The 20,657-nt window shown below is 71.6% G+C and carries 19 protein-coding genes and 1 tRNA gene; 11 read left to right on the forward strand and 9 right to left on the reverse strand.

The features are described from left to right. Positions 1–104: 104 nt before the first annotated feature. The gene (locus tag OHB00_RS22135; protein ID WP_406436795.1) at positions 105–1,049 is read left to right on the forward strand and encodes a LysR family transcriptional regulator; all 945 of its coding nucleotides are present in this window, start codon (positions 105–107) and stop codon (positions 1,047–1,049) included. Between the two features lie 65 nt (positions 1,050–1,114). Here OHB00_RS22135 and OHB00_RS22140 read toward each other — a convergent pair. From OHB00_RS22140 to galU, 7 genes are all read right to left on the reverse strand, one after another. Further along, positions 1,115–1,188, reverse strand: a tRNA-Ala gene (locus tag OHB00_RS22140). A gap of 103 nt (positions 1,189–1,291) precedes the next feature. Beyond that, complete coding sequence (gene glpR / locus OHB00_RS22145) at positions 1,292–2,566, reverse strand: gephyrin-like molybdotransferase receptor GlpR (protein ID WP_406436797.1); 1,275 nt, start codon at positions 2,564–2,566, stop codon at positions 1,292–1,294. A gap of 185 nt (positions 2,567–2,751) precedes the next feature. Then, positions 2,752–3,426, reverse strand: a complete 675-nt coding sequence (locus OHB00_RS22150; RefSeq protein ID WP_406436799.1) for a GNAT family N-acetyltransferase — start codon at positions 3,424–3,426, stop codon at positions 2,752–2,754. 20 nt (positions 3,427–3,446) lie between these two features. Next, positions 3,447–3,977 (reverse strand): molybdenum cofactor biosynthesis protein B, encoded by a 531-nt coding sequence (locus OHB00_RS22155; protein WP_406436801.1) that lies wholly within the window; start codon positions 3,975–3,977, stop codon positions 3,447–3,449. Beyond that, positions 3,974–4,486: a cyclic pyranopterin monophosphate synthase MoaC gene (gene moaC / locus OHB00_RS22160; protein ID WP_406436803.1), complete on the reverse strand. Its 513-nt coding sequence runs from the start codon at positions 4,484–4,486 to the stop codon at positions 3,974–3,976. Before moaC ends, OHB00_RS22155 begins: the two co-directional genes overlap by 4 nt. Before the next feature lie 116 nt (positions 4,487–4,602). After that, the gene (gene glp / locus OHB00_RS22165) at positions 4,603–5,925 is read right to left on the reverse strand and encodes a gephyrin-like molybdotransferase Glp (protein ID WP_406436805.1); all 1,323 of its coding nucleotides are present in this window, start codon (positions 5,923–5,925) and stop codon (positions 4,603–4,605) included. Then, the gene (gene galU, locus OHB00_RS22170) at positions 5,922–6,833 is read right to left on the reverse strand and encodes a UTP--glucose-1-phosphate uridylyltransferase GalU (protein WP_406436807.1); all 912 of its coding nucleotides are present in this window, start codon (positions 6,831–6,833) and stop codon (positions 5,922–5,924) included. Before galU ends, glp begins: the two co-directional genes overlap by 4 nt. Before the next feature lie 93 nt (positions 6,834–6,926). Here galU and OHB00_RS22175 point away from each other — a divergent pair, with 93 nt between their 5' ends. After that, positions 6,927–7,547, forward strand: a complete 621-nt coding sequence (locus tag OHB00_RS22175) for a 5-formyltetrahydrofolate cyclo-ligase (protein ID WP_406436809.1) — start codon at positions 6,927–6,929, stop codon at positions 7,545–7,547. A 76-nt stretch (positions 7,548–7,623) separates the two neighbouring features. Here OHB00_RS22175 and OHB00_RS22180 read toward each other — a convergent pair whose 3' ends face one another. Continuing rightward, positions 7,624–10,386: a penicillin acylase family protein gene (locus OHB00_RS22180; RefSeq protein WP_406436811.1), complete on the reverse strand. Its 2,763-nt coding sequence runs from the start codon at positions 10,384–10,386 to the stop codon at positions 7,624–7,626. A gap of 205 nt (positions 10,387–10,591) precedes the next feature. Between OHB00_RS22180 and OHB00_RS22185 the strand changes: the two genes are divergently transcribed. The 6 genes from OHB00_RS22185 (at position 10,592) to mscL (ending at position 16,556) form a co-directional block, all read left to right on the forward strand. Continuing rightward, entirely contained in the window at positions 10,592–12,175 is a 1,584-nt protein-coding gene (locus tag OHB00_RS22185) for a potassium/proton antiporter (RefSeq protein ID WP_406436812.1), read from the forward strand. Positions 12,176–12,490: 315 nt separating this feature from the next. After that, positions 12,491–13,783 carry an MFS transporter gene (locus OHB00_RS22190; RefSeq protein ID WP_406436814.1) on the forward strand — a complete coding sequence of 431 codons (1,293 nt, stop codon included), beginning with the start codon at positions 12,491–12,493 and terminating at the stop codon, positions 13,781–13,783. A gap of 67 nt (positions 13,784–13,850) precedes the next feature. Continuing rightward, complete coding sequence (locus tag OHB00_RS22195) at positions 13,851–14,177, forward strand: FmdB family zinc ribbon protein (RefSeq protein WP_406436816.1); 327 nt, start codon at positions 13,851–13,853, stop codon at positions 14,175–14,177. Positions 14,178–14,278: 101 nt separating this feature from the next. Then, a complete protein-coding gene (locus OHB00_RS22200) occupies positions 14,279–15,112 on the forward strand; it encodes an S-methyl-5'-thioadenosine phosphorylase (protein ID WP_406436818.1) in 834 nt (277 codons plus the stop codon). 253 nt (positions 15,113–15,365) lie between these two features. Next, positions 15,366–15,941, forward strand: a complete 576-nt coding sequence (locus OHB00_RS22205; RefSeq protein WP_406436820.1) for a hypothetical protein — start codon at positions 15,366–15,368, stop codon at positions 15,939–15,941. Positions 15,942–16,079: 138 nt separating this feature from the next. Continuing rightward, the gene (mscL, locus tag OHB00_RS22210; RefSeq protein WP_406436822.1) at positions 16,080–16,556 is read left to right on the forward strand and encodes a large conductance mechanosensitive channel protein MscL; all 477 of its coding nucleotides are present in this window, start codon (positions 16,080–16,082) and stop codon (positions 16,554–16,556) included. 22 nt (positions 16,557–16,578) lie between these two features. On the opposite strand, the gene OHB00_RS22215 is transcribed toward mscL, so the two are convergent. Next, positions 16,579–16,755, reverse strand: a complete 177-nt coding sequence (locus OHB00_RS22215) for a hypothetical protein (RefSeq protein ID WP_406436824.1) — start codon at positions 16,753–16,755, stop codon at positions 16,579–16,581. 125 nt (positions 16,756–16,880) lie between these two features. Here OHB00_RS22215 and OHB00_RS22220 point away from each other — a divergent pair, with 125 nt between their 5' ends. The 3 genes from OHB00_RS22220 to OHB00_RS22230 all read left to right on the forward strand — a co-directional run bounded on the left by OHB00_RS22220 (position 16,881) and on the right by OHB00_RS22230 (position 20,582). After that, positions 16,881–18,119, forward strand: a complete 1,239-nt coding sequence (locus OHB00_RS22220; RefSeq protein WP_406436826.1) for a low temperature requirement protein A — start codon at positions 16,881–16,883, stop codon at positions 18,117–18,119. 41 nt (positions 18,120–18,160) lie between these two features. Then, positions 18,161–19,195, forward strand: a complete 1,035-nt coding sequence (locus OHB00_RS22225; RefSeq protein ID WP_406436828.1) for a P1 family peptidase — start codon at positions 18,161–18,163, stop codon at positions 19,193–19,195. 157 nt (positions 19,196–19,352) lie between these two features. Next, positions 19,353–20,582 (forward strand): Ig-like domain-containing protein, encoded by a 1,230-nt coding sequence (locus OHB00_RS22230; RefSeq protein WP_406436830.1) that lies wholly within the window; start codon positions 19,353–19,355, stop codon positions 20,580–20,582. Positions 20,583–20,657: the final 75 nt, after the last annotated feature.

The following is a 20,657-nucleotide window of genomic DNA, read 5'->3' on the forward strand; positions in this document are numbered from 1 at the left end:
TGCGGTCATAGGCGCCACAGTGCTGCAGCGGGATGGCTGCGACAAGCGCGGATCTCGCACGTCAGCCCTGCTGAGCCCGCATACCGGCTGGCTGGACTCGTGCCATGGAGCTGACGGTGTGGCGGACCTTCGTGACCGTGTGCCGGCTCGGGTCGCTGTCGGCGGCGGCCGCCGAACTCCATCACACGCAGTCGGCCGTCTCCCGGCAGATCGCCGGACTGGAGCGGCAGCTCGGCGTGCCGCTGATGGAGCGCCACGCGCGCGGCGTGCGTCCGACGCCCGCCGGCGAGGTGTTCCGGCACCATGCGCTGGCCACGCTCAACGAGGCCGACCGCGCGGTTCGCGCCGTGCGCGATGTCCGTGACGGGGCGTTCGATCGGCCACTGGCCGTCGGTGCGACCCCCTCTCTGGCCGCGGGGATCGTCCCCGAGGCCATCCGGGCCCTCCTGGAGCAGACCGGGTCCATCCGCTGGAGCCTGCTCCCCGGCCTGAGCGCACAGCTGTACGACCGAGTGATCACCGGCGATCTCGACATCGCCGTCGTCACCGACGCACCCCCCGGGCTGCCCCACGACCAGCGGGTCGAACGCCGGTTCCTCGGGCTGGACGACATGGTCGTCGCGCTGCCCGTGGGCCATCCTCAGGCCGGCCGCGGTCCCGTGCACATGCAGGCGCTGGCCGACCAGACCTGGGTCGAGGACAACGACGGCTCGGCGGCTCTCCTGCGCCGGCACGCCGCCCGCGCCGGGTTCAGCGCCCGCATCGACCTCACGGCGGCCGACCTGCTGGGCAAGCTGGCCCTGGTCGCAACCGGTCACGCCATCGCGCTGATTCCGGGGGTGCTGACGTGCGCGCTGCGGACCGGCATCACCACCGTGCCCCTCGTGGATCCCCCGGCCCGTGGGATCTACGCGATCGCACCGCGCCGCACCCCTCACCCCCGCGCGACGCCCCTGCTCGACCATCTCGCCGCAGCGTTCGTCCCGGTCCGTCCGGCCCAAGCCGCGTACCAGCCCGCCGAGTCGGACGCCCCCGCCGCTCGGGGCTGAACGGGCGTCGGAAACGACGAAGACCCCGCACGATCTTCACGATCATGCGGGGTCTCACCGTGCAGTGGACCTGAGGGGATTCGAACCCCTGGCCCCCTCGATGCGAACGAGGTGCGCTACCGGACTGCGCCACAGGCCCTTGCAACGAGTGAAACTCTAGCATCCCCGTCGGGGTGCTTGGAAATCCGTTCCCTGACTGGTCAGGCGCGGGTACCGAGGCGTCCCGCGCCCGCTGTCCCAGGTCACTCGTTGGCCGCGCGCGGGCGCTCGCCGTCCTCGTACTGGTCGAAGAGGGGCGTGCGGCCACGCTCGCGGGCGCGGCGCGCGGAGGCCGCACGCCGGGCGTCGGTCCGGCCGTCAGCCGTCTTGTCGTCGGCGGCCGCCGCCTCCGTCTCCGCCTCGGCCTCCGACGCCGCCGGCTTGGCCTCCTGCTCCGGCGCGACGGCGCTGGACCGCGCCGAACTCCACGCGTCCGGCGCCCCCAGGTCCACGTCGGAGGTGGCGCGCGGCGCGACCGGCGCGGTCACGTAGGTCGGCAGGGGCACCGGCACCGGGTCCCAGCTGTCGCCGTGCCCGGGGCGGCGCTGCCGCTCCCGCTGCTGGTCGACCCACTCGGCGTGGTCGGTCTGCTCGACGAGGGCGCGCCGGTCGGCGGCGAGGGCGGACAGGCCGGGGTCGGTCCCGGTCCCTGGTCCCTCCTCCGGCTCGTCCGCGCCGGCCGCGGGGTCGACGGGCGGGCGCCGGCGCGGCTGGCGCTCCCGCAACCGCTGTGCGGCGACCTCGGCCTGACGCCGGTCCATCTGGTAGGCGAAGCGCCGGCGCTCCTGCGCGCGCAGGTAGGCGATGTAGGCGCTGAGCATGACGGCGGGCACACCCGGTGCCCACAGGAACGCGAATCCCCCGACGGCGGCGACGATCGTGCCCAGCGTGAACGCGACGAAGAGCAGAACGGTGGTGCGCCGACGGCGCGCGAGCGCCTTCGAGCGCCGGGCACGTTCCGCGGCCGCCTGCGCGGAGGGCGGACGCCGTGGGTTGGGAATCTGCCTGCGCCCGGACACGGAGCCGGACTTGGGCGCGGACGTGGAGACGGGCGCCGAGACGGCTGCCGACGCCGAGGCGGGCGCCGCGCCCGCCTGACGGGGCGGTGCGGACGGGGACTTGCCCGCCGGCGCGACCGCGTGGTCACGCCCCGGTTCCTGACGCCCGGGCGCCTCCGGTTCCACCTCGGCCCGGACCTGACGGCGGGTCGGAGGCATGGCGAAGGCCCGGACGTCCACCGAGTTGGTGACGTCCGGATCACCGGCGTCCTGCTCCCCCTCCGAGGCGGAGCGCGCCCGCAGGTCCCTGGCGTACCGGCGCTCCATCCCCGCCCGTCCGGACAGCAGCCGGATGGCGGTGCTGAAGCGTTCCGTCGGACGGGCCTCGTTCAGCTCGTCCTGCCTACGGAGCCACATCGGCACCAAGTAGGCGGCCCAGGCCCCGACAATGACTGCGTAGATGAGGCCGCTGCTGCTCACGCCTCACACGGTAGAGGGGTTTGCGTGGGGCCATCTGCCAATTGCGTCGGTGTGTCGCACGATCCGGCTGATATTTCGAGCTTTTTTTGTGACCGATGCGATCAGCAGGCCGCCCGAGCCGCGAATTCATTGCCCTGAGACGGTCAAGAACCGATCAATTTCGAACAAGCATTCAATTTGCTCGGCTAGCCGGGATTCCCTGGGGTGTTCTGCGGATTGCGGGGCACGTGCGGAGGAGTACCCGTCGGCCCAGGCGCCTTCGCGGACGCGCTCTGGGAGCGTGCCCGCTGCCAGCGGCCGAGCAACCCCTCGGGCACCTCTTCCGCGGTGAGGGCGAAGACCAGGTGGTCGCGCCAGGCGCCGTCGATGTGGAGATAACGCGGCCGCAGCCCCTCCTCACGGAATCCGAGTTTCTCCACGACCCGGCGGCTGGGCCGGTTCTCCGGGCGAATGCAGACCTCGATGCGGTGCAGACCGACGGTGCGGAAACAGTGGTCCACCACGAGCGCGACGGCCGTCGGCATCACCCCGCGGCCGGCCACCGACTGGTCCACCCAGTAGCCGACGTGCCCCGAGCACATCGACCCCCAGGTGATCCCGGCGACCGTCAACTGCCCCACCAGCTCCCCCTGGTACTCGATGACGAACGGCAGCATGCGGCCCGCGTTCGCCTCGGACCGCAGGTGCCGGACCATCTGCCGGTAGGTCGGCCGGTGCGCGATCGGCCCGCTGGGCGTGGGCGGCGGGATGGTCGCCTCCCACGGGCGCAGCCAGTCGCGGTTGCGGCGGTTGACCTCACGCCACGCCCGCTGGTCGCGCACCCTTATGGGCCGGAGGACGACGTCGCCGTCCACCAGCACGACGGGCCAGGACGGGCTGTTCAGCTCGCACCCCCACTGCTGCCGGTTCTGGGGTGGTCGCCGCCGCGGATCTGGTCGACGGCGTGCGCCAGCAGCGGTTCCAGGACGGCGAGACCGTCCCGCACCCCGCCGGTGGACCCCGGAAGGTTGACGATCAGTGTCCGGCCCGCCACTCCGGCCAGGCCCCGGGAGAGCGCGGCGGTGGGCACCTTCTCCCGTCCGAACGCGCGGACGGCCTCGGCGATGCCCGGCACCTCGTAGTCGAGCACCGCGCGGGTCGCCTCGGGCGTGCGGTCGGTGGGTGAGACGCCGGTGCCACCGGTGGTGACGACGACGTCGTACCCGGCCTCGACCCCGGCGCGCAGCGCGGCCGCCACGGGTTCCCCGTCGGGCACGACCCGCGGCCCGTCGACGGCGAACCCGAAGCCCTTGAGACCGGCCGCGACCAGCGGCCCGCCCTTGTCCTCGTAGACGCCGGCGGCGGCACGGTTGGAGGCGGTCACGACCAGCGCACGGTACGGCGCGCTGCCGGCCGCAGGCCCGCCCGTCACGTCCGGCTCCAGTCGCCCGACTTGCCGCCCGTCTTCTCCTCCACGCGTACGTCCGTGATGACCGCTCCCTTGTCGACCGCCTTGACCATGTCGATCACGGTGAGTGCCGCGACGGAGACCGCCGTGAGGGCCTCCATCTCGACGCCCGTGCGGTCCGTCGTCTTCACGGTGGCCAGGATCTCCACCGCGTCGTCCGCGACCGACAGATCCAGTTTCACACCGGAGACCGACAAGGGGTGGCACAGCGGGATCAGGTCGGGGGTGCGCTTGGCACCCATGATCCCGGCGATGCGCGCGGTGGCGAGGGCGTCGCCCTTGGGAACGCCCTCGCCGCGCAGCAGCTCGACCACGCGGGGCGAGACGAGGACGCGTCCGCTCGCGCGGGCGGTGCGCGCGGTCACGTCCTTGCCCGACACGTCGACCATGCGGGCGGCGCCCGCGTCGTCGATGTGCGTCAGACGCTCTGGCACAGGGGGTCCGGGGGTCTCCCCCCGGAAGGGCTCAGTCATGCTGTGTGGCGCTCCCGGTCCGGGCCCGTCGCGGTGCGGCGCTCGGGCCTGCTGTGCGCGACACGGTACCGCCAAGCGGGCGCACTCCACCGGGCAGGACCGCCCGGCGGGCATCCCTAGCCGAGCAGGACGACCTCGACCTCGGCGCCGGGCTCCACGGCCTCCACGTCCTCCGGCACGACGATCAGCGCGTCGGCCTGCGCCAGGGCCGCGACCAGGTGCGAGCCTGCGCCGCCCACGGCGGTCACCTCGCCGTCGGCGTACGCCCCGCGCAGGAACTGCCTGCGCCCCTTGGGCGAGCCGAGCGCCTTGCCGGCCCGGAGGGTCGCCGTGGTGCGGGGCCGGTGCACGTCGTCGAGGCCCATCAGGGTGCGGATGACGGGGCGGACGAACAGCTCGAAGGAGACGTACGACGACACCGGGTTGCCCGGAAGCGCGAGCAGCGGCGTGTGGTCGGGGCCGATGGAGCCGAAGCCCTGGGGCTTGCCGGGCTGCATGGCGAGCTTGCGGAAGTCGATGCCGCCGCCTGGCTCGTCCTCGTCGCCGACGTGCGCCAGTGCCTCCTTGACGACGTCGTACGCGCCCACGCTGACCCCGCCGGTGGTGACCAGCAGGTCGGCGCGGACGAGCTGGTCCTCGATGGTGGAACGGAGGGTCTCCGCGTCGTCGACGACGGCGCCCACCCGGTAGGCGATGGCACCCGCGTCCCGGGCGGCGGCGGTGAGGGCGAAGCTGTTCGAGTCGTAGATCTGCCCGCTGCCGAGTCCCTCGCCGGGCTGGACGAGTTCGCTGCCGGTGGACACGACGACCACGCGCGGGCGCGGGCGCACGCGTACCGTGCCGCGGCCGATCGCGGCGAGCAGCCCGATCTGCGGCGGGCCGAGGAGAGTGCCGGCTTCCAGGGCGAGGTCGCCGGCCTTCACGTCGCTTCCCCGCGCGCGTACGTGCGCGCGTGCCTCGGCCGGCCGGTGCACGCGCACGTGCCCCTCGGCGCCCTCGGGTGCGAGGCTGCGCGCCCGCATCCCGGCGACCGGCCCCTCACCCAGCCCGCCGTCGGTCCACTCCACGGGGACGACGGCCTCGGCGCCGGGCGGCAGCGGGGCGCCGGTCATGATGCGGGCCGCCTGGCCGGGGCCCACCGGGGTCAGCTCGGCCGCGCCCGCCGCGACGTCCCCGACGACCTCCAGGACGGCCGGGAACTCCTCGCTCGCGCCTGCCACATCCGCGACCCGTACCGCGTACCCGTCCATGGAGCTGTTGTCGAACGGCGGCAGCGAGAGCGGCACCGTGACGTCGTCGACCAGGACGCAGCCCTGGGCGTCGAGGAGTTGCAGCTCGATGGGTTCCAGGGGGCGGACCGTGGTGAGGATGTCCTCCAGGTGCTCGTCCACCGACCACAGGCGGTCCGGGCCGGCGGGGCGGGTCGCGGCGCTGCTCAACTCTGCTGCATCTCCTCGGCTACGTAACTGCGAAGCCAGGTCCGGAAGTCCGGGCCCAGGTCTTCACGTTCGCACGCGAGCCTGACAATGGCACGCAGATAGTCGCCGCGGTCGCCGGTGTCATAGCGGCGGCCCTTGAAGACGACGCCGTGCACGGGGCCGCCGACCTTTTCGTCCTGGGCGAGCTGCTGGAGGGCGTCGGTGAGCTGGATCTCGCCGCCCCGGCCGGGCTCGGTGCGCCGCAGTATGTCGAAGACGTGCGGGTCGAGGACGTAGCGGCCGATCACCGCGTAGCTGGAGGGGGCGTCCGCCGGGTCCGGCTTCTCGACCAAACCGGTCACCTTGACGACGTCGCCGTCGGCGGTGCTCTCCACGGCGGCGCAGCCGTAGAGGTGGATCTGCTCGGGGTCGACCTCCATGAGCGCGATCACGCTGCCGCCGTGCTGCTCCTGGACGTCGATCATGCGCTGGAGCAGGGGGTCACGCGGGTCGATCAGGTCGTCGCCGAGCAGGACGGCGAAGGGCTCGTGGCCCACGTGCGGGGCCGCGCACAGCACGGCGTGGCCGAGGCCCCTGGGGTCGCCCTGGCGCACGTAGTGCATCGTGGCCAGGTCGCTGGACTCCTGCACCTTGGCGAGCCGGCCGGCGTCGCCCTTCTTCTGGAGCGCCGACTCCAGTTCGTAGTTGCGGTCGAAGTGATCTTCCAGCGGGCGCTTGTTGCGCCCGGTGATCATGAGGACGTCGTCGAGCCCCGCCGACACGGCCTCCTCGACCACGTACTGGATCGCCGGCTTGTCGACGACCGGCAGCATCTCCTTGGGAGTGGCCTTGGTGGCCGGCAGGAACCGGGTGCCGAGGCCGGCCGCGGGAATGACAGCCTTGCTGATCCTGGGGTGCGACTGAGTCATGTCCGCAACCTTATCCGGTGCCTTTGCGGAGAATCTGAGGCTCCGGTTAATTAGCACTCATATGAACTGATTGGGAAGGGTGCGGAACGACCTGTGGAGCACGGTGGGCCTGGGGCCGAGACTGACAAGCGGACGTTGCGCCGAGAATTCCTCGGGGTGAGGAACAGGTTGACGACGGATGTCGTCAGGGAGGCGGCCGACGCGCTGGCCGAGCACGCCCTGCGGCTGCCCGAGCTGGCGCGCGCGCACACGGTGGCGGCGTACGTCTCCGTGGACAACGAGCCTGGCACGCTCACGCTGCTGGACGCGCTGCTCGCGCGGGGAGTGCGGGTGCTGCTCCCCGCGCTCCTGCCGGACCACGACCTGGACTGGGGCGCGTACGCCGGAGAGGGCTCTCTCGCCCGCGTCCAACACGGCGGGAAGATGGCGCTGTTCGAACCCTCCGGCGAACGCCTCGGGCCGGACGCCGTGCTCGGCGCCGACGTCGTGCTGCTGCCGGGGCTCGCGGTGGACACGCGCGGAATGCGCCTGGGGCGCGGCGGAGGGTCGTACGACCGGGTGCTGGCGCGCCTGGAGCGCGCGGGCGCGCGTCCGGCGCTCGTGGTGCTGCTGTACGACACGGAGGTGGTCGAGCGGGTGCCCGCCCAGGCGCACGACCGGCCGGTGCAGGCGGTGGTGACGCCGTCGGGGGCGCGCCGCTTCACGAGTCCCTGAGCCGCTCTCACGGGAGACGGGAACGGCCCTCCACGCGTGCGTGGAGGGCCGTTTCACCGGCGGGTGCCCCTCGCGCTCAGGGCTTGAGGACGAGGGTGTCGCTGGTGCTCTTGTCGACCGCCTTGCCGGAGAACGACCACGGGAGCAGTTCGCCGTCGGCCCACTTGCTCGTCTGGTCGGTGTAGTGGGCGCTGAAGGCGTGACCGGAGGCTCCGGTGAGGTTGATCCACTTGGACTTGTCGAGGTCGTCGAGGTTGACGACCATCCGCATGGAGGGGACCCAGACGACGCCGTAGCCGCCGGCCGCGTTCCAGCCGGTCGCGTCGACCGTGGCCTCGCCGCCGCCGAGCTTCCAGGGGCCGCGGTTGAGGATGTACTGGACGATGCTCGGGCCGTCGGTGCCGAGGGTCTGGTTCTTCAGGAACAGGCGGTGCAGCCTGCCCCAGCTCCAGGTGTCGATGTCCTTGCCGAGCTTGGCGGTCAGCTCCCAGCGGGCGTCGATCATGGCGCGCTCGAAGAGCTCGTCCATGTTGTCGGCCTTCGGGCGGTCACCCGCTCCGGCCGGCGTCTTCCACCAGTCGCTGTTCGGCTTCTCCATGAGGTTGCGGACCACCTCGAACCAGCGGTCGCCGCCGTCCGGCTGGGCCTGGTCGGCGTCGCGCTCGCCGCACTCGCGCACCTTGGTGTCGTCGTCCACCGGACCGGTGCTGTCGACCTTGTCGACCCACAGGCACTGGCCCTTGACCCGCAGCTCCTTGGGCAGCTTGTTGCCGAAGGCGAGCTTGAGGATGTTGCGCCAGACCGCGTTGAAGTAGGCCGCGGCCGCCGAGTCGGCGTCCTGGGTGTAGTCCCAGCCCTCAAGGAGCTTCTGCGCCTCGCGCACGTCCTTGTCGTCGAGGTTGATCTTCAGCAGCTTGGGCACCAGCAGCTTGGCGATCTCACTGCTGTTGTCCGTCTGCATCTGGCGCATGTCGTCGGTGGAGATCTTGCCGCCGTCCTTGATCTTCGACTCGATCAGGTCGGTGATGCGCTGGCTGCGGGTGCCGTAGCCCCAGTCCGTGGTGAGCGTGTAGGGGTACTTGTCCTTGTCGATCACGGCCTGGTTGGCGGTGACGATGTAGCCGCGCTTCGGGTTGTACTCGTAGGGCAGTTCGTCCTGCTTGATGAAGCCGGTCCACTTGTACTTGGAGTCCCAGCCCGGTGCCGGGATGGAGCCGTCGTCGGCCGACGAGCGCGTGGGGATCTTCCCGGGCAGCGTGTAGCCGATGTTGTTCTTGGTGTCGGCGTAGATCAGGTTCTGCGAGGGCACGTCGAACTGGGCGGCCGCCTGGCGGAAGGAGTCCCAGTCGGACGCCTTGTCGAGGGCGAAGACGGCGTCCATGGTGGTGCCCGGGTCCAGAGCGGTCCACCTCAGCGCGATGCCGTAGCCGTCGCCGCGGTCCGGTGCGGCGGTGTCGACGGTGGCCTTCTTGCCGACCTGGACGAGTTCGTCGTCGCGGTCGGACAGCAGCGGCATGCCGTCGGCGGTCTGGCGTACGACGATCTTCTTGGACGTGCCGCCGGCGACCTTGATGGTCTCCGTACGGCTCGTGAAGGGCTTGGTCCTGCCGTTGTACAGGTAGCCGTCGCCGGAGAGCTTCTCCAGGTAGAGGTCGGTGACGTCGACACCGGAGTTGGTCATGCCCCAGGCGATGTCCGCGTTGTGGCCGATTATCACGCCGGGCATGCCGGCGAAGGTGTAGCCGGTGACGTCGTACTGGCACTTGCTGGAGACGGTGGTGCAGTGCAGGCCCATCTGGTACCAGACGGACGGCAGTGACGCCGACAGATGCGGGTCGTTGGCGAGCAGCGGCTTGCCGGTGATGGTGTACTGGCCCCCGACGACCCAGGAGTTGGAGCCGATGCCCTGGCCGTTCACGCCGACGGCCGTGGGGACGTCGTCCAGGACGTTGTAGAGGCTCTCCAGCTGGCTTGTGAGCGCCGAACCGGCGGACGACGTGGTCGAGGAGCCGCCGGCGTCCGTCGAGGTCCCGGAGCCGCTCGTGGAGCTGCTCTGCTCGAACGTCTTGGTGAGCTCGTCGTACTGGCCCTCCTGGACGATCGGCTTGTTGCGGCTGTACGGGTAGTCCGGGTAGAGGTCCTTGATCTGCTGCGCGCCGAGGCGGCTGGTCATCAGGGCGCGGTCGATCTCGTCCTGCATGTTGCCGCGCAGGTCCCAGGCCATCGCCTTCAGCCAGGAGACCGAGTCGACGGGGGTCCACTGCTCGGGCTTGTAGTCGTTGACGAACCCGAGGGCCGCGTACTCCAGGGAGATGTCCTTGCCGTCCTTGCCCTGGAGGTAGGCGTTGACTCCCTTGGCGTACGCCTGGAGGTACTTCTTCGTGGAGGCCGACAGCTTGGTGTCGTACTCCTCCTTCGCGACCCGGTCCCAGCCCAGGGTGCGCAGGAACTCGTCGTTCTTCACCTGGCTCTTGCCGAACATCTCGGACAGCCGCCCGGCGGTCATGTGGCGGCGCACGTCCATCTCGTAGAACCGGTCCTGCGCCTGGACGTAGCCCTGCGCCATGAACAGGTCCTCGTCGGTCGAGGCGTAGATCTGCGGGATGCCGTAGCTGTCGCGCTTCACGGTCACGGGCCCGGAGAGGCCTTCGAGCGTGGTCGAACCCTTGGTCTGCGGAAAGGACGCGCGGACCGTGCTGACCGACCAGTACGCCCCGTAGAAGACGCCACCGATGACGGCCAGGACGAGCACGAGCACGATCAGCCGGGCTCTGCGCCCCTTCTTCCTGCCGGACTTGCCAGGCTTGTCACCCGTTGTGGCGGTGGTGTTGGGGGGCATCGCTGTCCTTGCTGTCCTAACGCGAGCGGCAGGCGGTCCTGGAGTGCTGGAGCAACCATAGGCGCAGGGCCTCACGCCACTTGACGCGGAGTGGGGAACCGGAGGGCACGGGCGTTCGATCTTGCCTGGGGAAGCGTCAAGAAAGCGTCAAGAGTTAGGTAAGGTAACGAAGTACTTGGGTGTGGAGTGCCGCACTCTCGGTCCTGTGTACGTGTGCTTCCGCGTCGCCCGCGCGCGAGCCAATGGAAGGGAACCGCCGCTGACTGTCCACCACCTCAACCAGCTCCTGCTCGTCTGCTCCGTGGTCCTGCTCGTCGCCGTCGCGGCCGTCCGCATCTCCTCGCGCAGCGGGCTCCCCAGCCTGCTCGTGTACCTGGGGATCGGCGTCCTCATGGGCCAGGACGGCATCGGCGACATCCACTTCGCCAACGCCGAACTGACCCAGGTCATCGGCTACGCGGCCCTGGTCGTGATCCTGGCCGAGGGCGGTCTCGGCACGAAGTGGAAGGAGGTCGAACCCGTCCTGGCGTCCGCCACCATGCTGGCCCTCGCCGGGGTCGGGGTGAGCGTCGGCGTCACCGCCGCGGGCGCGCACTACCTGGTCGGGCTGGAATGGCGGCAGGCGCTGATCATCGGCGCGGTGGTGTCCTCGACGGACGCGGCGGCGGTCTTCTCGGTGCTGCGGCGCATTCCGCTGCCCGCGCGCGTGACGGGCACCCTGGAGGCGGAGTCCGGCTTCAACGACGCCCCGGTGGTCATCCTGGTCGTCGCCTTCTCCACCGCGGGGCCGGTCGAACACTGGTACGTGCTGCTGGGCGAGATAGCCATGGAGCTGGCCATCGGCGCGGCCGTAGGTCTCGCGGTGGGCTGGCTCGGCTCCTTCGGCCTGCGGCACGTCGCCCTGCCCGCCTCCGGCCTCTACCCGATCGCCGTGATGGCCATCGCGGTCACCTCGTACGCCGCGGGCGCACTGGCGCACGGCAGCGGCTTCCTCGCGGTCTACCTGGCCGCCATGGTGCTCGGCAACGCCAAGCTGCCGCACTGGCCCGCCACCCGCGGCTTCGCCGAGGGGCTCGGCTGGATCGCCCAGATCGGCATGTTCGTCCTGCTCGGCCTGCTGGTCACCCCGCACGAGCTGGGCGACGACATCGTGCCCGCCCTTGTCATCGGGCTGGTGCTCACCATGGTGGCGCGCCCGGTGAGCGTGGTCGTCAGCCTCGCGCCGTTCCGGGTGCCCTGGCCGGAGCAGACCCTGATGTCCTGGGCCGGGCTGCGCGGCGCCGTGCCCATCATCCTGGCGACGATCCCGATGGTGAACGGCGTCGACACCAGCCACCGCATCTTCAACATCGTCTTCGTCCTGGTCGTGGTCTACACCCTCGTCCAGGGGCCGACGCTGCCCTGGCTGGCCCGCACACTGCGGCTCGGCGAGGGCCCGGAGGCCGCCGACCTCGGCATCGAGTCCGCCCCTCTGGAGCGGCTGCGCGGGCATCTGCTGTCCGTCTCGATCCCCGAGGGGTCCCGGATGCACGGTGTGGAGATCAACGAGCTGCGGCTGCCCGCCGGTGCCGCGGTCACTCTGGTCGTCCGCGAAGGAAAATCGTTCGTTCCGTTGCCCGCGACGGTGCTGCGGCGCGGGGACGAACTCCTCGTGGTCGCCACCGACCCGGTGCGGGACGCCGCGGAACGACGACTGCGCGCGGTCGGCAACGGCGGCAAGCTGGCGGGCTGGCTGGGCACGAACGGGACGCCCGGCGCGGGGTCGGGCAGTGCGCGGGGCGTGCGCTGAGGCGGTGGCCGGGCGGGCACTGGGACAGCGCCGAGGGCGGGCGTTAAGGGCGTGTTTCGGACGGTTCACACTCCGACCAATCCCAGGTGAACGGCCGCCACAGTGCTTGTTTTCACAGGTGTACCGGGCCTTCACCCCTGTACGATGAAAGCACCCTGATCGAACCAACTCTGCCTGACGCAGAGCTGGCGCGACCGTATGGCGGCCGGATCACTCCTCGCAGTGGACGCCGGTATCTACCGCAGTTCCGCGCAAGAGGACAGCTCTCGGCGCCCCCGCACGGGCGCGCTACCAGGCGGCAGAAAGGCACGGGCCGTGGCATCCACGGTCACCACCGAGCCGTCCGGGAACCCGGCGGCGCCGCCCCGCCCGGGATACGGCCAGCTGCTGCGCACCCGCGGCGCCTGGACGTTCCTGCTCCCCGGCTTCGCGGCGCGCCAGCCGTTCGCGATGCTCACCATCTCCATCGTGCTTCTCGTGCAGCACACCACCGGCTCGTACGGCGCCGCGGGTGCCGCCGCGGCCGTCACCGGGGTCTCCATGGCACTGTGCGCGCCCTACAGCGGCCGCCTGGCCGACCGCTACGGGCAGCGCGCGGTGCTGGTCCCCGGCGTGCTCGTGCACACGCTGTCCGGCGTCGCGCTGACGGTGCTCGCACTGGCGGACGCACCCCTGTGGGCCCTGTTCGCGGCGGCCGTGCCGACCGGCGCCTCGGTACCGCAGATCGGCCCCATGGTGCGCGCCCGCTGGGGCGTGAAACTCCAGGACTCCCCTCTGATGTCCACCGCGGCCGCCTTCGAGTCCGTCACCGACGAGCTCACCTTCGTGTTCGGCCCACTGCTCGCGACCGCCCTGTGCACCACCGTCGCCCCGGCCGCAGGCCTGGTCACGGAGGCCGCGCTCACCCTCGCCGGCGGCCTGCTGTTCGCCGCGCGCAGGAGCACGCAGCCCCAGGTGACCGGCACCGGCCACGCGCGCGTGCGGCACGCCTCCGCGCTCCGCGTGCCCGGCGTTCGCGTGCTGGTCGTGGCCTTCCTGGGCATCGGATCCGTCTTCGGCGGCATGCAGGTCTCCCTCGCCGCGTTCACCGAGTCGATCGGCGAGCCCGGCCTGAACGGCGTCCTGTACGGCACCTTCGCCGCGGGCAACATGCTCTCGGGCATCGTCTGCGGCGCGCTCGCCTGGAAGGCGGCCCCGCACCGGCGCCTGGTCGTCGGCTACGCGGCGCTCGCCCTGACCGCGTCGGCGCTGTGGACCTCCCACTCGGTGCTCGTCCTGGCCGGCCTCGGCCTGCTGGTCGGCATGTGCATCGCGCCCGCCCTGATCACCGGCTACACACTGGTCGAGAGCCTGGTCCCGGCCGGCGCCCGCACGGAGGCGTTCACCTGGCTGACCGGCGCGGTGGCACTCGGCCAGGCGGCCGCGGTCACGGTCGCCGGACAGCTGGAGGACCGGCTGTGGGGCGGCGCCGGATTCCTGGTGCCGATGGCCGGCACACTGCTGGCCCTGGTGACCCTTCTGGCACTGCGTTCACAGCTGGTCGCCCGGCCCCGGAACCGCACCGTCGCACGTGGCGTCGGTCACCGCGTACCCGTGACGGTGGACTGATCCTCAGGAATACGTCACTATGGACCGTCGTTAGCACTCATTGAGTGAGAGTGCCAGGAGGAAGACAGTGCCGACGTACCAGTACCAGTGCACCGAGTGCGGCGAGGGCCTTGAGGCGGTGCAGAAGTTCACCGACGACGCCCTGACCGAGTGCCCCAACTGCGGTGGCCGCCTGAAGAAGGTGTTCTCCGCGGTCGGCATTGTCTTCAAGGGCTCGGGCTTCTACCGCAATGACAGCCGCGGCTCCTCGTCGAGCAGCAGCCCCGCGTCGAAGACGTCGGGCTCCGCGTCGTCGAGCGCGTCGTCCGAGTCGAAGACGTCCGACTCGAAGTCGTCGACGTCCTCGTCCTCGACGTCGTCCTCGTCGGGCTCGGCCAGCAGCTCCGCCGCCTGAGACCTCACCTCTCGGACCCCACCGTCGAGCGACGGCGGGGTCCGGGGCGTTCCACGGACACCGGCTCCGGCCCGCTCGAACGGCCAGCTAGTGTGCTGCGCATGGTGAACGCAGAGATCGGCGTAATCGGCGGTTCCGGCTTCTACTCGTTCCTCGACGACGTGACCGAGATCCAGGTCGACACGCCCTACGGGCCGCCCAGCGACTCCCTCTTCCTCGGCGAGATCGCCGGCCGCCGGGTCGCCTTCCTGCCCCGCCACGGACGCGGTCACCATCTGCCGCCGCACCGCATCAACTACCGCGCCAACCTCTGGGCGCTGCGCTCCGTCGGGGTGCGTCAGGTGCTCGGCCCGTGCGCGGTGGGCGGCCTGCGCCCCGAGTACGGGCCGGGCACCCTGCTCGTACCGGACCAGCTGGTGGACCGCACGAAGTCCCGGGCGCAGTCGTATTTCGACGGGCTGCCGCTGCCCGACGGCGCCGTCCCGAACGTGGTGCACGTCTCCCTGGCCGACCCCTACTGCCCCACCGGACGGGCGGCCGCGCTGAAGGCCGCCCGGGGCCGGGGCTGGGAGCCGGTGGACGGGGGCACGCTGGTGGTGATCGAGGGGCCGCGCTTCTCGACCCGCGCCGAATCGCTGTGGCACCAGGCGCAGGGCTGGTCGGTGGTGGGCATGACAGGCCACCCGGAGGCGGCGCTCGCCCGTGAACTGGAGCTCTGTTACTCCTCGATGACGCTGGTCACGGACCTGGACGCGGGCGCCGAGACCGGCGAGGGCGTCTCGCACGACGAGGTGCTGCGGGTGTTCGCGGCCAACGTGGACCGGCTGCGGGGCGTGCTGTTCGACGCGGTGGCGGCCCTGCCGGAGAACACGGCACGGGAGTGCCTGTGCACGAGCGCGCTCGGCGGCATGGATCCGGGCTTCGAGCTGCCGTGACGCGTCCCCGGACGCGCGCCGTGGCCGCGACGCGTGCCTTGACCCGGACGTGTGCCGTGGCCCGGACGCGCGCCGTGGCCCGGGGGCTCTCCGCGGGACGGGTGCTCTCCGCGGGACGGGTGCGGGCGGAACTCCTCGTTCGGGTGGCCGAGTTGTCCACAACCGGTCGGTAGCCCACCGGCTCCGGCGGGTTTCGGCGCGAGACCTCATCGTGGTCTCGCAGGCCGATTCCTCGTCGCAGGTGGTGATCCCCATGTCCGTTCCCCCGACCCCCCACCCCACCCTCCCTCCTCCCCTTCGTGTCCCGCGCCCGCTGGGCACCGACGCCCCCGCCACCTGCGAGGTCCCGCACTTCGAACCGGTGCGGGTGCGCGGCGGGCGGTATCAGCTGCACCGGCTGCTGCGGCACCGCGGGCGGGCCCTCGCGGCCGGCCTCGCGGTCACGGCGGCGGCGCTCGTCGCGGCCGGACCGCGTGCCGCCACCGACCCCCTGCGCGCCGAGCGGCCCCGAGGACACCCGCTCACCCAGCCGGCACGACGGCACACCCCGCCCGTGGAGATGGTGACGGCACCGGTGCGGATCGCCGACGCGGCCACCGTCCGGCTGCTGCGCCCCGGCGACCGGGTGGACGTCATCGCCGCCGGGGATCCCGCGGCGGGCGGGGACGCCGAGGTGATCGCGCGCGGGGTGCGCGTGACCAGGCTGCCGGAGCCGGCCGAGGGGACCGTGGAGAGCGGGGCGCTGATCGTGCTCTCGGTTCCGCGCACCACCGCGGCCCGCCTGGTCGGCGCGAGCGCCACGGCACGGCTGGCGGTGACGCTGTGCTGAACAACCTGGGGCGATTTCTGGGACGTTTCCTGTCAAGTCCCCCGCCGGGGCTGCCGGATTGGGCACGATGGCCGCATGGTGACGTAGGTTGCGGAGCGTTTTGTTCCACACCCTGTGCATGCGAGGAGAGTCCCCTAGGTGAGCGCGAAGAAGGATCCGAGTGTCTGGCAGGGCTTCAAGGCCTTCCTGATGCGCGGCAACGTCGTCGATCTGGCAGTCGCGGTGGTCATCGGCGCCGCCTTCACGAACATCGTCAACTCGGTGGTGAAGGGGATCATCAACCCGCTGGTCGGCGCGATCGGTACGAAGAACCTCGACAGCTACAGCTCGTGCCTGCAGGCCCCGTGCGCGCTGAACGCGGACGGCACGGTGAAGACCGGCATTCCGATCATGTGGGGCGAGGTCCTGGGCGCCACGCTCTCCTTCGTGATCACCGCGGCGGTCGTGTACTTCCTGATGGTCCTGCCGATGGCGAAGTACCTGTCCCGGATGGAGGCCCGCCGGAGGGCGCGGGAGGGCACCCACGAGGTCGTGGAGGTGACCGAGCTGGAGGTGCTGAAGGAGATCCGCGACGCCCTCGTCGCGCAGCGCGGTTCCGGGCACGACGCACGCTAGCGGCGCCGCTGTGGGCGGCGGCTCAGAGGTGGTGGGGCGGCTTCTCGTCGAGGAAGCGCTTGAGGTCGGCCGCGGCGTCGCCGGCCGGGCGGTCGCCCCAGCCGCGGTCCGTGTCGTCTGCGGACTGCCGGTCCAGCGGGTCGTCGAAGACCAGCGCGGCCTTCGGATCGCGCGGCTCGGGCTCGGGGGCGGTGCTCATGCGTCAAGAGTACGGCCCGCTCGTTCCCGGCCCACCCGCTCCCGGCCCGGTCGGGTCGTCCCCGCGGCGCCCCTCACCGGACCCTGCGCGCGATAACGCCCGGGTTTTCTGCTGTGCTGGGGGGCATGACGTCGAGTTCCGCCCCGGTGCCCGCTTCCCCGGGCGCCCCCCAGCCCCTCCGGCCGCTGCGCCGCCTCACCGCACGCGGGCGCGAGGAGTCCCACCGCGTCTCCTCGCCGCTCGAACTTTTCTTCGACCTGTGTTTCGTGGTGGCCATCGCCCAGGCGGGCACGGGGCTGGTGCACGCGGTGGCAACCGGCCACGCGGGCGAGGGCGTCCTGAACTACGCGATGCTGTTCTTCGCCATCTGGTGGGCCTGGATGAACTTCACCTGGTTCGCCTCGGCGTACGACAACGACGACGCCCTCTACCGGGTCGTCACCCTGGTCCAGATCGCCGGCGTGCTGGTGCTGGCGGCCGGCGTCTCGCGGGCCTTCGCGGAGCACGACTTCGCCCTGGTCCTGATCGGTTACGTGATCATGCGGCTGGCGCTGGCCTCGCAGTGGCTGCGAGCCGCGCGGGAGGCCGAGGGGGCGGAGCGGACCATGGCGCTCCGGTACGCGGGCGGGGTGCTGCTGTGCCAGGTCGGCTGGCTCGGTCTGGTGGTGCTGCCGGAGCACGCGCGCCCCTGGGTGTTCCTGGTGATGGCGATCGCCGAGCTGTGTGTGCCCGTCTACGCCGAGAAGGACCACAGCACCTCCTGGCACCCGCACCACATCGCCGAACGCTTCGGGCTGTTCACGATCATCGTGCTGGGCGAGACGATCTCGGCGGCGACGGTGGCCGTGAAGTCGGCAGTGGCCGAGCACGACGCGTTCGCGGAGCTGGTGCCGACCGCGGCGGGCGGCCTGCTGATCGTCTTCTCGGCATGGTGGATCTACTTCGTGGTGCCGATCCACGGCCATCTGCGTTCCAACAGGCAGTCGTTCCTGTGGGGGTACGGCCACTATCTGATCTTCGCGTCGGCGGCCTCGATCGGTGCCGGTCTGGAGGTGGCCGTGGAGGAGGCGGTCGGCAAGGCGCACATCTCGACGCTGTCCGCCTCGGCGGCCGTGACCCTGCCGACCGCGCTGTATCTGCTGACGGTATGGGCGCTGCACTCGCGTCACTTCAAGGTCGGCATCGCCCAGCAGCTGGTGCTGCCGGTCACGGCGCTGCTGGTGATCTGCTGCACCTTCCTGGGCGACTGGGCGGTGCCGGCGGCGGGCCTGGTGTCGGCGGCCGCGGTGGCCACGGGCACGACCCTGACAGCGCGCACGGCCGGCCGCGGGCGCCCGGCGGACGCCGCAGCGACCGCCTCCTGACCTCTCCGCGGGGGGTGCCGGGCTGGGCCAGACTGGCCGTCATGACAGTTGACGCATTGACGGACGTGGCCGGGCTGCGGGTGGGACACGCCACCCGCTGCGGCGACGGCTGGCTCACCGGCACCACGGTCGTCCTCGCTCCGGAGGGCGGCGCGGTCGCCGCCGTGGACGTGCGCGGTGGTGGCCCGGGCACCAAGGAGACGGACGCGCTGGACCCGCGCAACCTGGTGCAGCGGGCGGAGGCGGTCGTGCTCACGGGCGGCAGCGCCTACGGGCTCGACGCGGCGTCCGGGGTGATGGCCTGGCTGGAGGAGCGGGGGCGCGGGGTGCGGGTGGGGCCGGATCCGGACCACGTGGTACCGGTGGTGCCCGCCGCCTGCGTCTTCGACCTGGGGCGGGGCGGCGACTTCCGGGCCCGGCCGGACGCGGCGACGGGGCGGGCGGCGGTCGAGGAGGCCGCGGCGAGCGCGCCGGGGGCACCGGTGCGGGAGGGGTGCGTGGGCGCGGGCACGGGTGCCGTGGCCGGGGCGCTGAAGGGCGGGGTGGGCAGTGCGAGCGCCGTGCTGGCCTCGGGGATCACGGTGGCCGCGCTGGTGGTGGCCAACGCCGCGGGTGCGGTAATGGATCCCGAAACCGGGGCGTTGTACGGGGAGTTGTTCCAAGGGCGCGTGGAGTACCCCGAAAAGCCCGTGCACGAGGCCGCGCGCCGGCGGCTCGCCGAGACCGCCGCCGCGAACGGGCTCCCCCCGCTGAACACCACCCTCGCCGTCGTCGCGACCGATGCCGAACTCTCCAAGGCGCAGGCCCAGAAGCTGGCCGGGACGGCGCACGACGGAATCGCGCGCGCCGTGCGGCCGGTACACCTGCTACACGACGGGGACACGGTGTTCGCGCTGGCGACGGGGGCGCGCCCGCTCGACGCGAGCCCGCTCGCGCTCAACGAGATCCTCGCGGCCGGCGCGGACCTGGTGACCCGCGCGATCGTGCGCGCGGTGCGGGCCGCGCGGCCGGTCGACGGGCCGGGCGGGGTGTGGCCGTCGTACGAGGAGTTGTACGGGGCGCGCGGAGAACGGTGAGGGGCGGGTCCGGAACCTTGCGGGTTCCTGTCGATTGTCCTGGTTCTGTCACGTGATGGCGTCAGCGGGCGCCGGCGGGAACCCCGGCGGGGGCCTCCGGCCTCTTCTTCCACGCACTGGAGCGGATCACTCACCTCACACGAACCTGGAGCAGCCCGTGACATCGCCGGACATTGCAGCGCGGCGCGCACTGGGGGCCTGTGCCGCCCTGATGGTCGGCGCCCTCACCCTCACCGCCTGCGGCGGCAACGCCAACGCCGACGACAAGAGCGGCGGCGGCAAGGGCGGGCAGGACACCGCCGCGAAGACGTCGACCGCGAAGATCGTGATCTCGGCGAAGGACGGTTCGACCGGCGCGTCCATCAACACCACCGGCGTGCAGGTCAGCGGCGGCACGCTGACCGCCGTGAAGATGACCGTGGCGGGGTCCGGGCAGGCCGTGGACGGCACCCTCGCGGCGGACGGCAGCACCTGGAAGCCGAAGGAGCAGCTGGAGCGCGGCACGAAGTACGAGATATCGGCGACCGCGAAGGACTCGAAGGGGCTCACGGCGGCGGCCAACTCCATCTTCACCACCGTCAACTCGGCGAACAGCTACATCGGCACGTACACACCGGACAACGGGACGACGGTCGGCGTGGGGATGCCGGTGTCGTTCAACTTCGACAAGGTCATCAGCGACAAGAAGGCCGTGCAGTCGCACATCACGGTCACCTCCAGCAGCGGCCAGCAGGTGGTGGGCCACTGGTTCGGGGCGCAGCGGCTGGACTTCCGGCCGCAGGACTACTGGAAGGCCGGCTCCAAGGTCACGATGAAGATCGACCTGGACGGGGTCGAGGGCGCGAACGGCGTCTACGGGGTGCAGAAGAAGACGGTGACCTTCACCGTAGGACGTTCGCAGGTCTCCACGGTGGACGCGAACACGCAGACCATGACGGTGATGCGGGACGGCAAGCTCCTCAAGTCGGTGCCGGTCTCCACGGGCAGCCCGGAGCACACGACGTACAACGGGCAGATGGTGATCTCCGAGAAGTTCGTCCAGACCCGGATGAACAGCCAGACGGTGGGCCTCGGCGGGGAGTACGACATCCCGGACGTGCCGCACGCGATGCGGCTGACGACGTCGGGGACGTTCATCCACGGCAACTACTGGTACAACAAGGGCAACCCGCCGTTCGGGCGCGAGGGCACCAGCCACGGCTGTGTGGGGCTCGCGGACGTGCAGGGCGCGCAGGGCGACACGACGGCCAAGTGGTTCTACGACAACTCGCTCGTCGGGGACGTCGTGATCGTGAAGAACTCGCCCGACAAGACCGTGCAGCCGGACAACGGGCTCAACGGGTGGAACCTGTCGTGGAGCGACTGGACCGCCGGAAGTGCGGTCTGACCGGCACGTTTTGACGGATCGTCGGGCCGCGCGGGAACTTTTCGCGCGGCCCGCGCGTTTTCCCGGCGTACGTTT

The organism is Streptomyces sp. NBC_00631 (assembly GCF_045206895.1).
In the GTDB taxonomy this organism is placed as follows: Bacteria; Actinomycetota; Actinomycetes; order Streptomycetales; family Streptomycetaceae; genus Streptomyces.

What these genes read in the sequence shown, in the direction of transcription:
- OHB00_RS22135 (WP_406436795.1), top strand. Translation starts at nt 105, where the DNA reads ATGGAGCTGACGGTGTGGCGGACCTTCGTGACCGTGTGCCGGCTCGGG.
- moaC (WP_406436803.1), bottom strand. Translation starts at nt 4,486, where the DNA reads ATGACTGAGCCCTTCCGGGGGGAGACCCCCGGACCCCCTGTGCCAGAG.
- galU (WP_406436807.1), bottom strand. Translation starts at nt 6,833, where the DNA reads ATGACTCAGTCGCACCCCAGGATCAGCAAGGCTGTCATTCCCGCGGCC.
- OHB00_RS22180 (WP_406436811.1), bottom strand. Translation starts at nt 10,386, where the DNA reads ATGCCCCCCAACACCACCGCCACAACGGGTGACAAGCCTGGCAAGTCC.
- OHB00_RS22200 (WP_406436818.1), top strand. Translation starts at nt 14,279, where the DNA reads ATGGTGAACGCAGAGATCGGCGTAATCGGCGGTTCCGGCTTCTACTCG.
- OHB00_RS22205 (WP_406436820.1), top strand. Translation starts at nt 15,366, where the DNA reads ATGTCCGTTCCCCCGACCCCCCACCCCACCCTCCCTCCTCCCCTTCGT.
- OHB00_RS22215 (WP_406436824.1), bottom strand. Translation starts at nt 16,755, where the DNA reads ATGAGCACCGCCCCCGAGCCCGAGCCGCGCGATCCGAAGGCCGCGCTG.
- OHB00_RS22220 (WP_406436826.1), top strand. Translation starts at nt 16,881, where the DNA reads ATGACGTCGAGTTCCGCCCCGGTGCCCGCTTCCCCGGGCGCCCCCCAG.
- OHB00_RS22225 (WP_406436828.1), top strand. Translation starts at nt 18,161, where the DNA reads ATGACAGTTGACGCATTGACGGACGTGGCCGGGCTGCGGGTGGGACAC.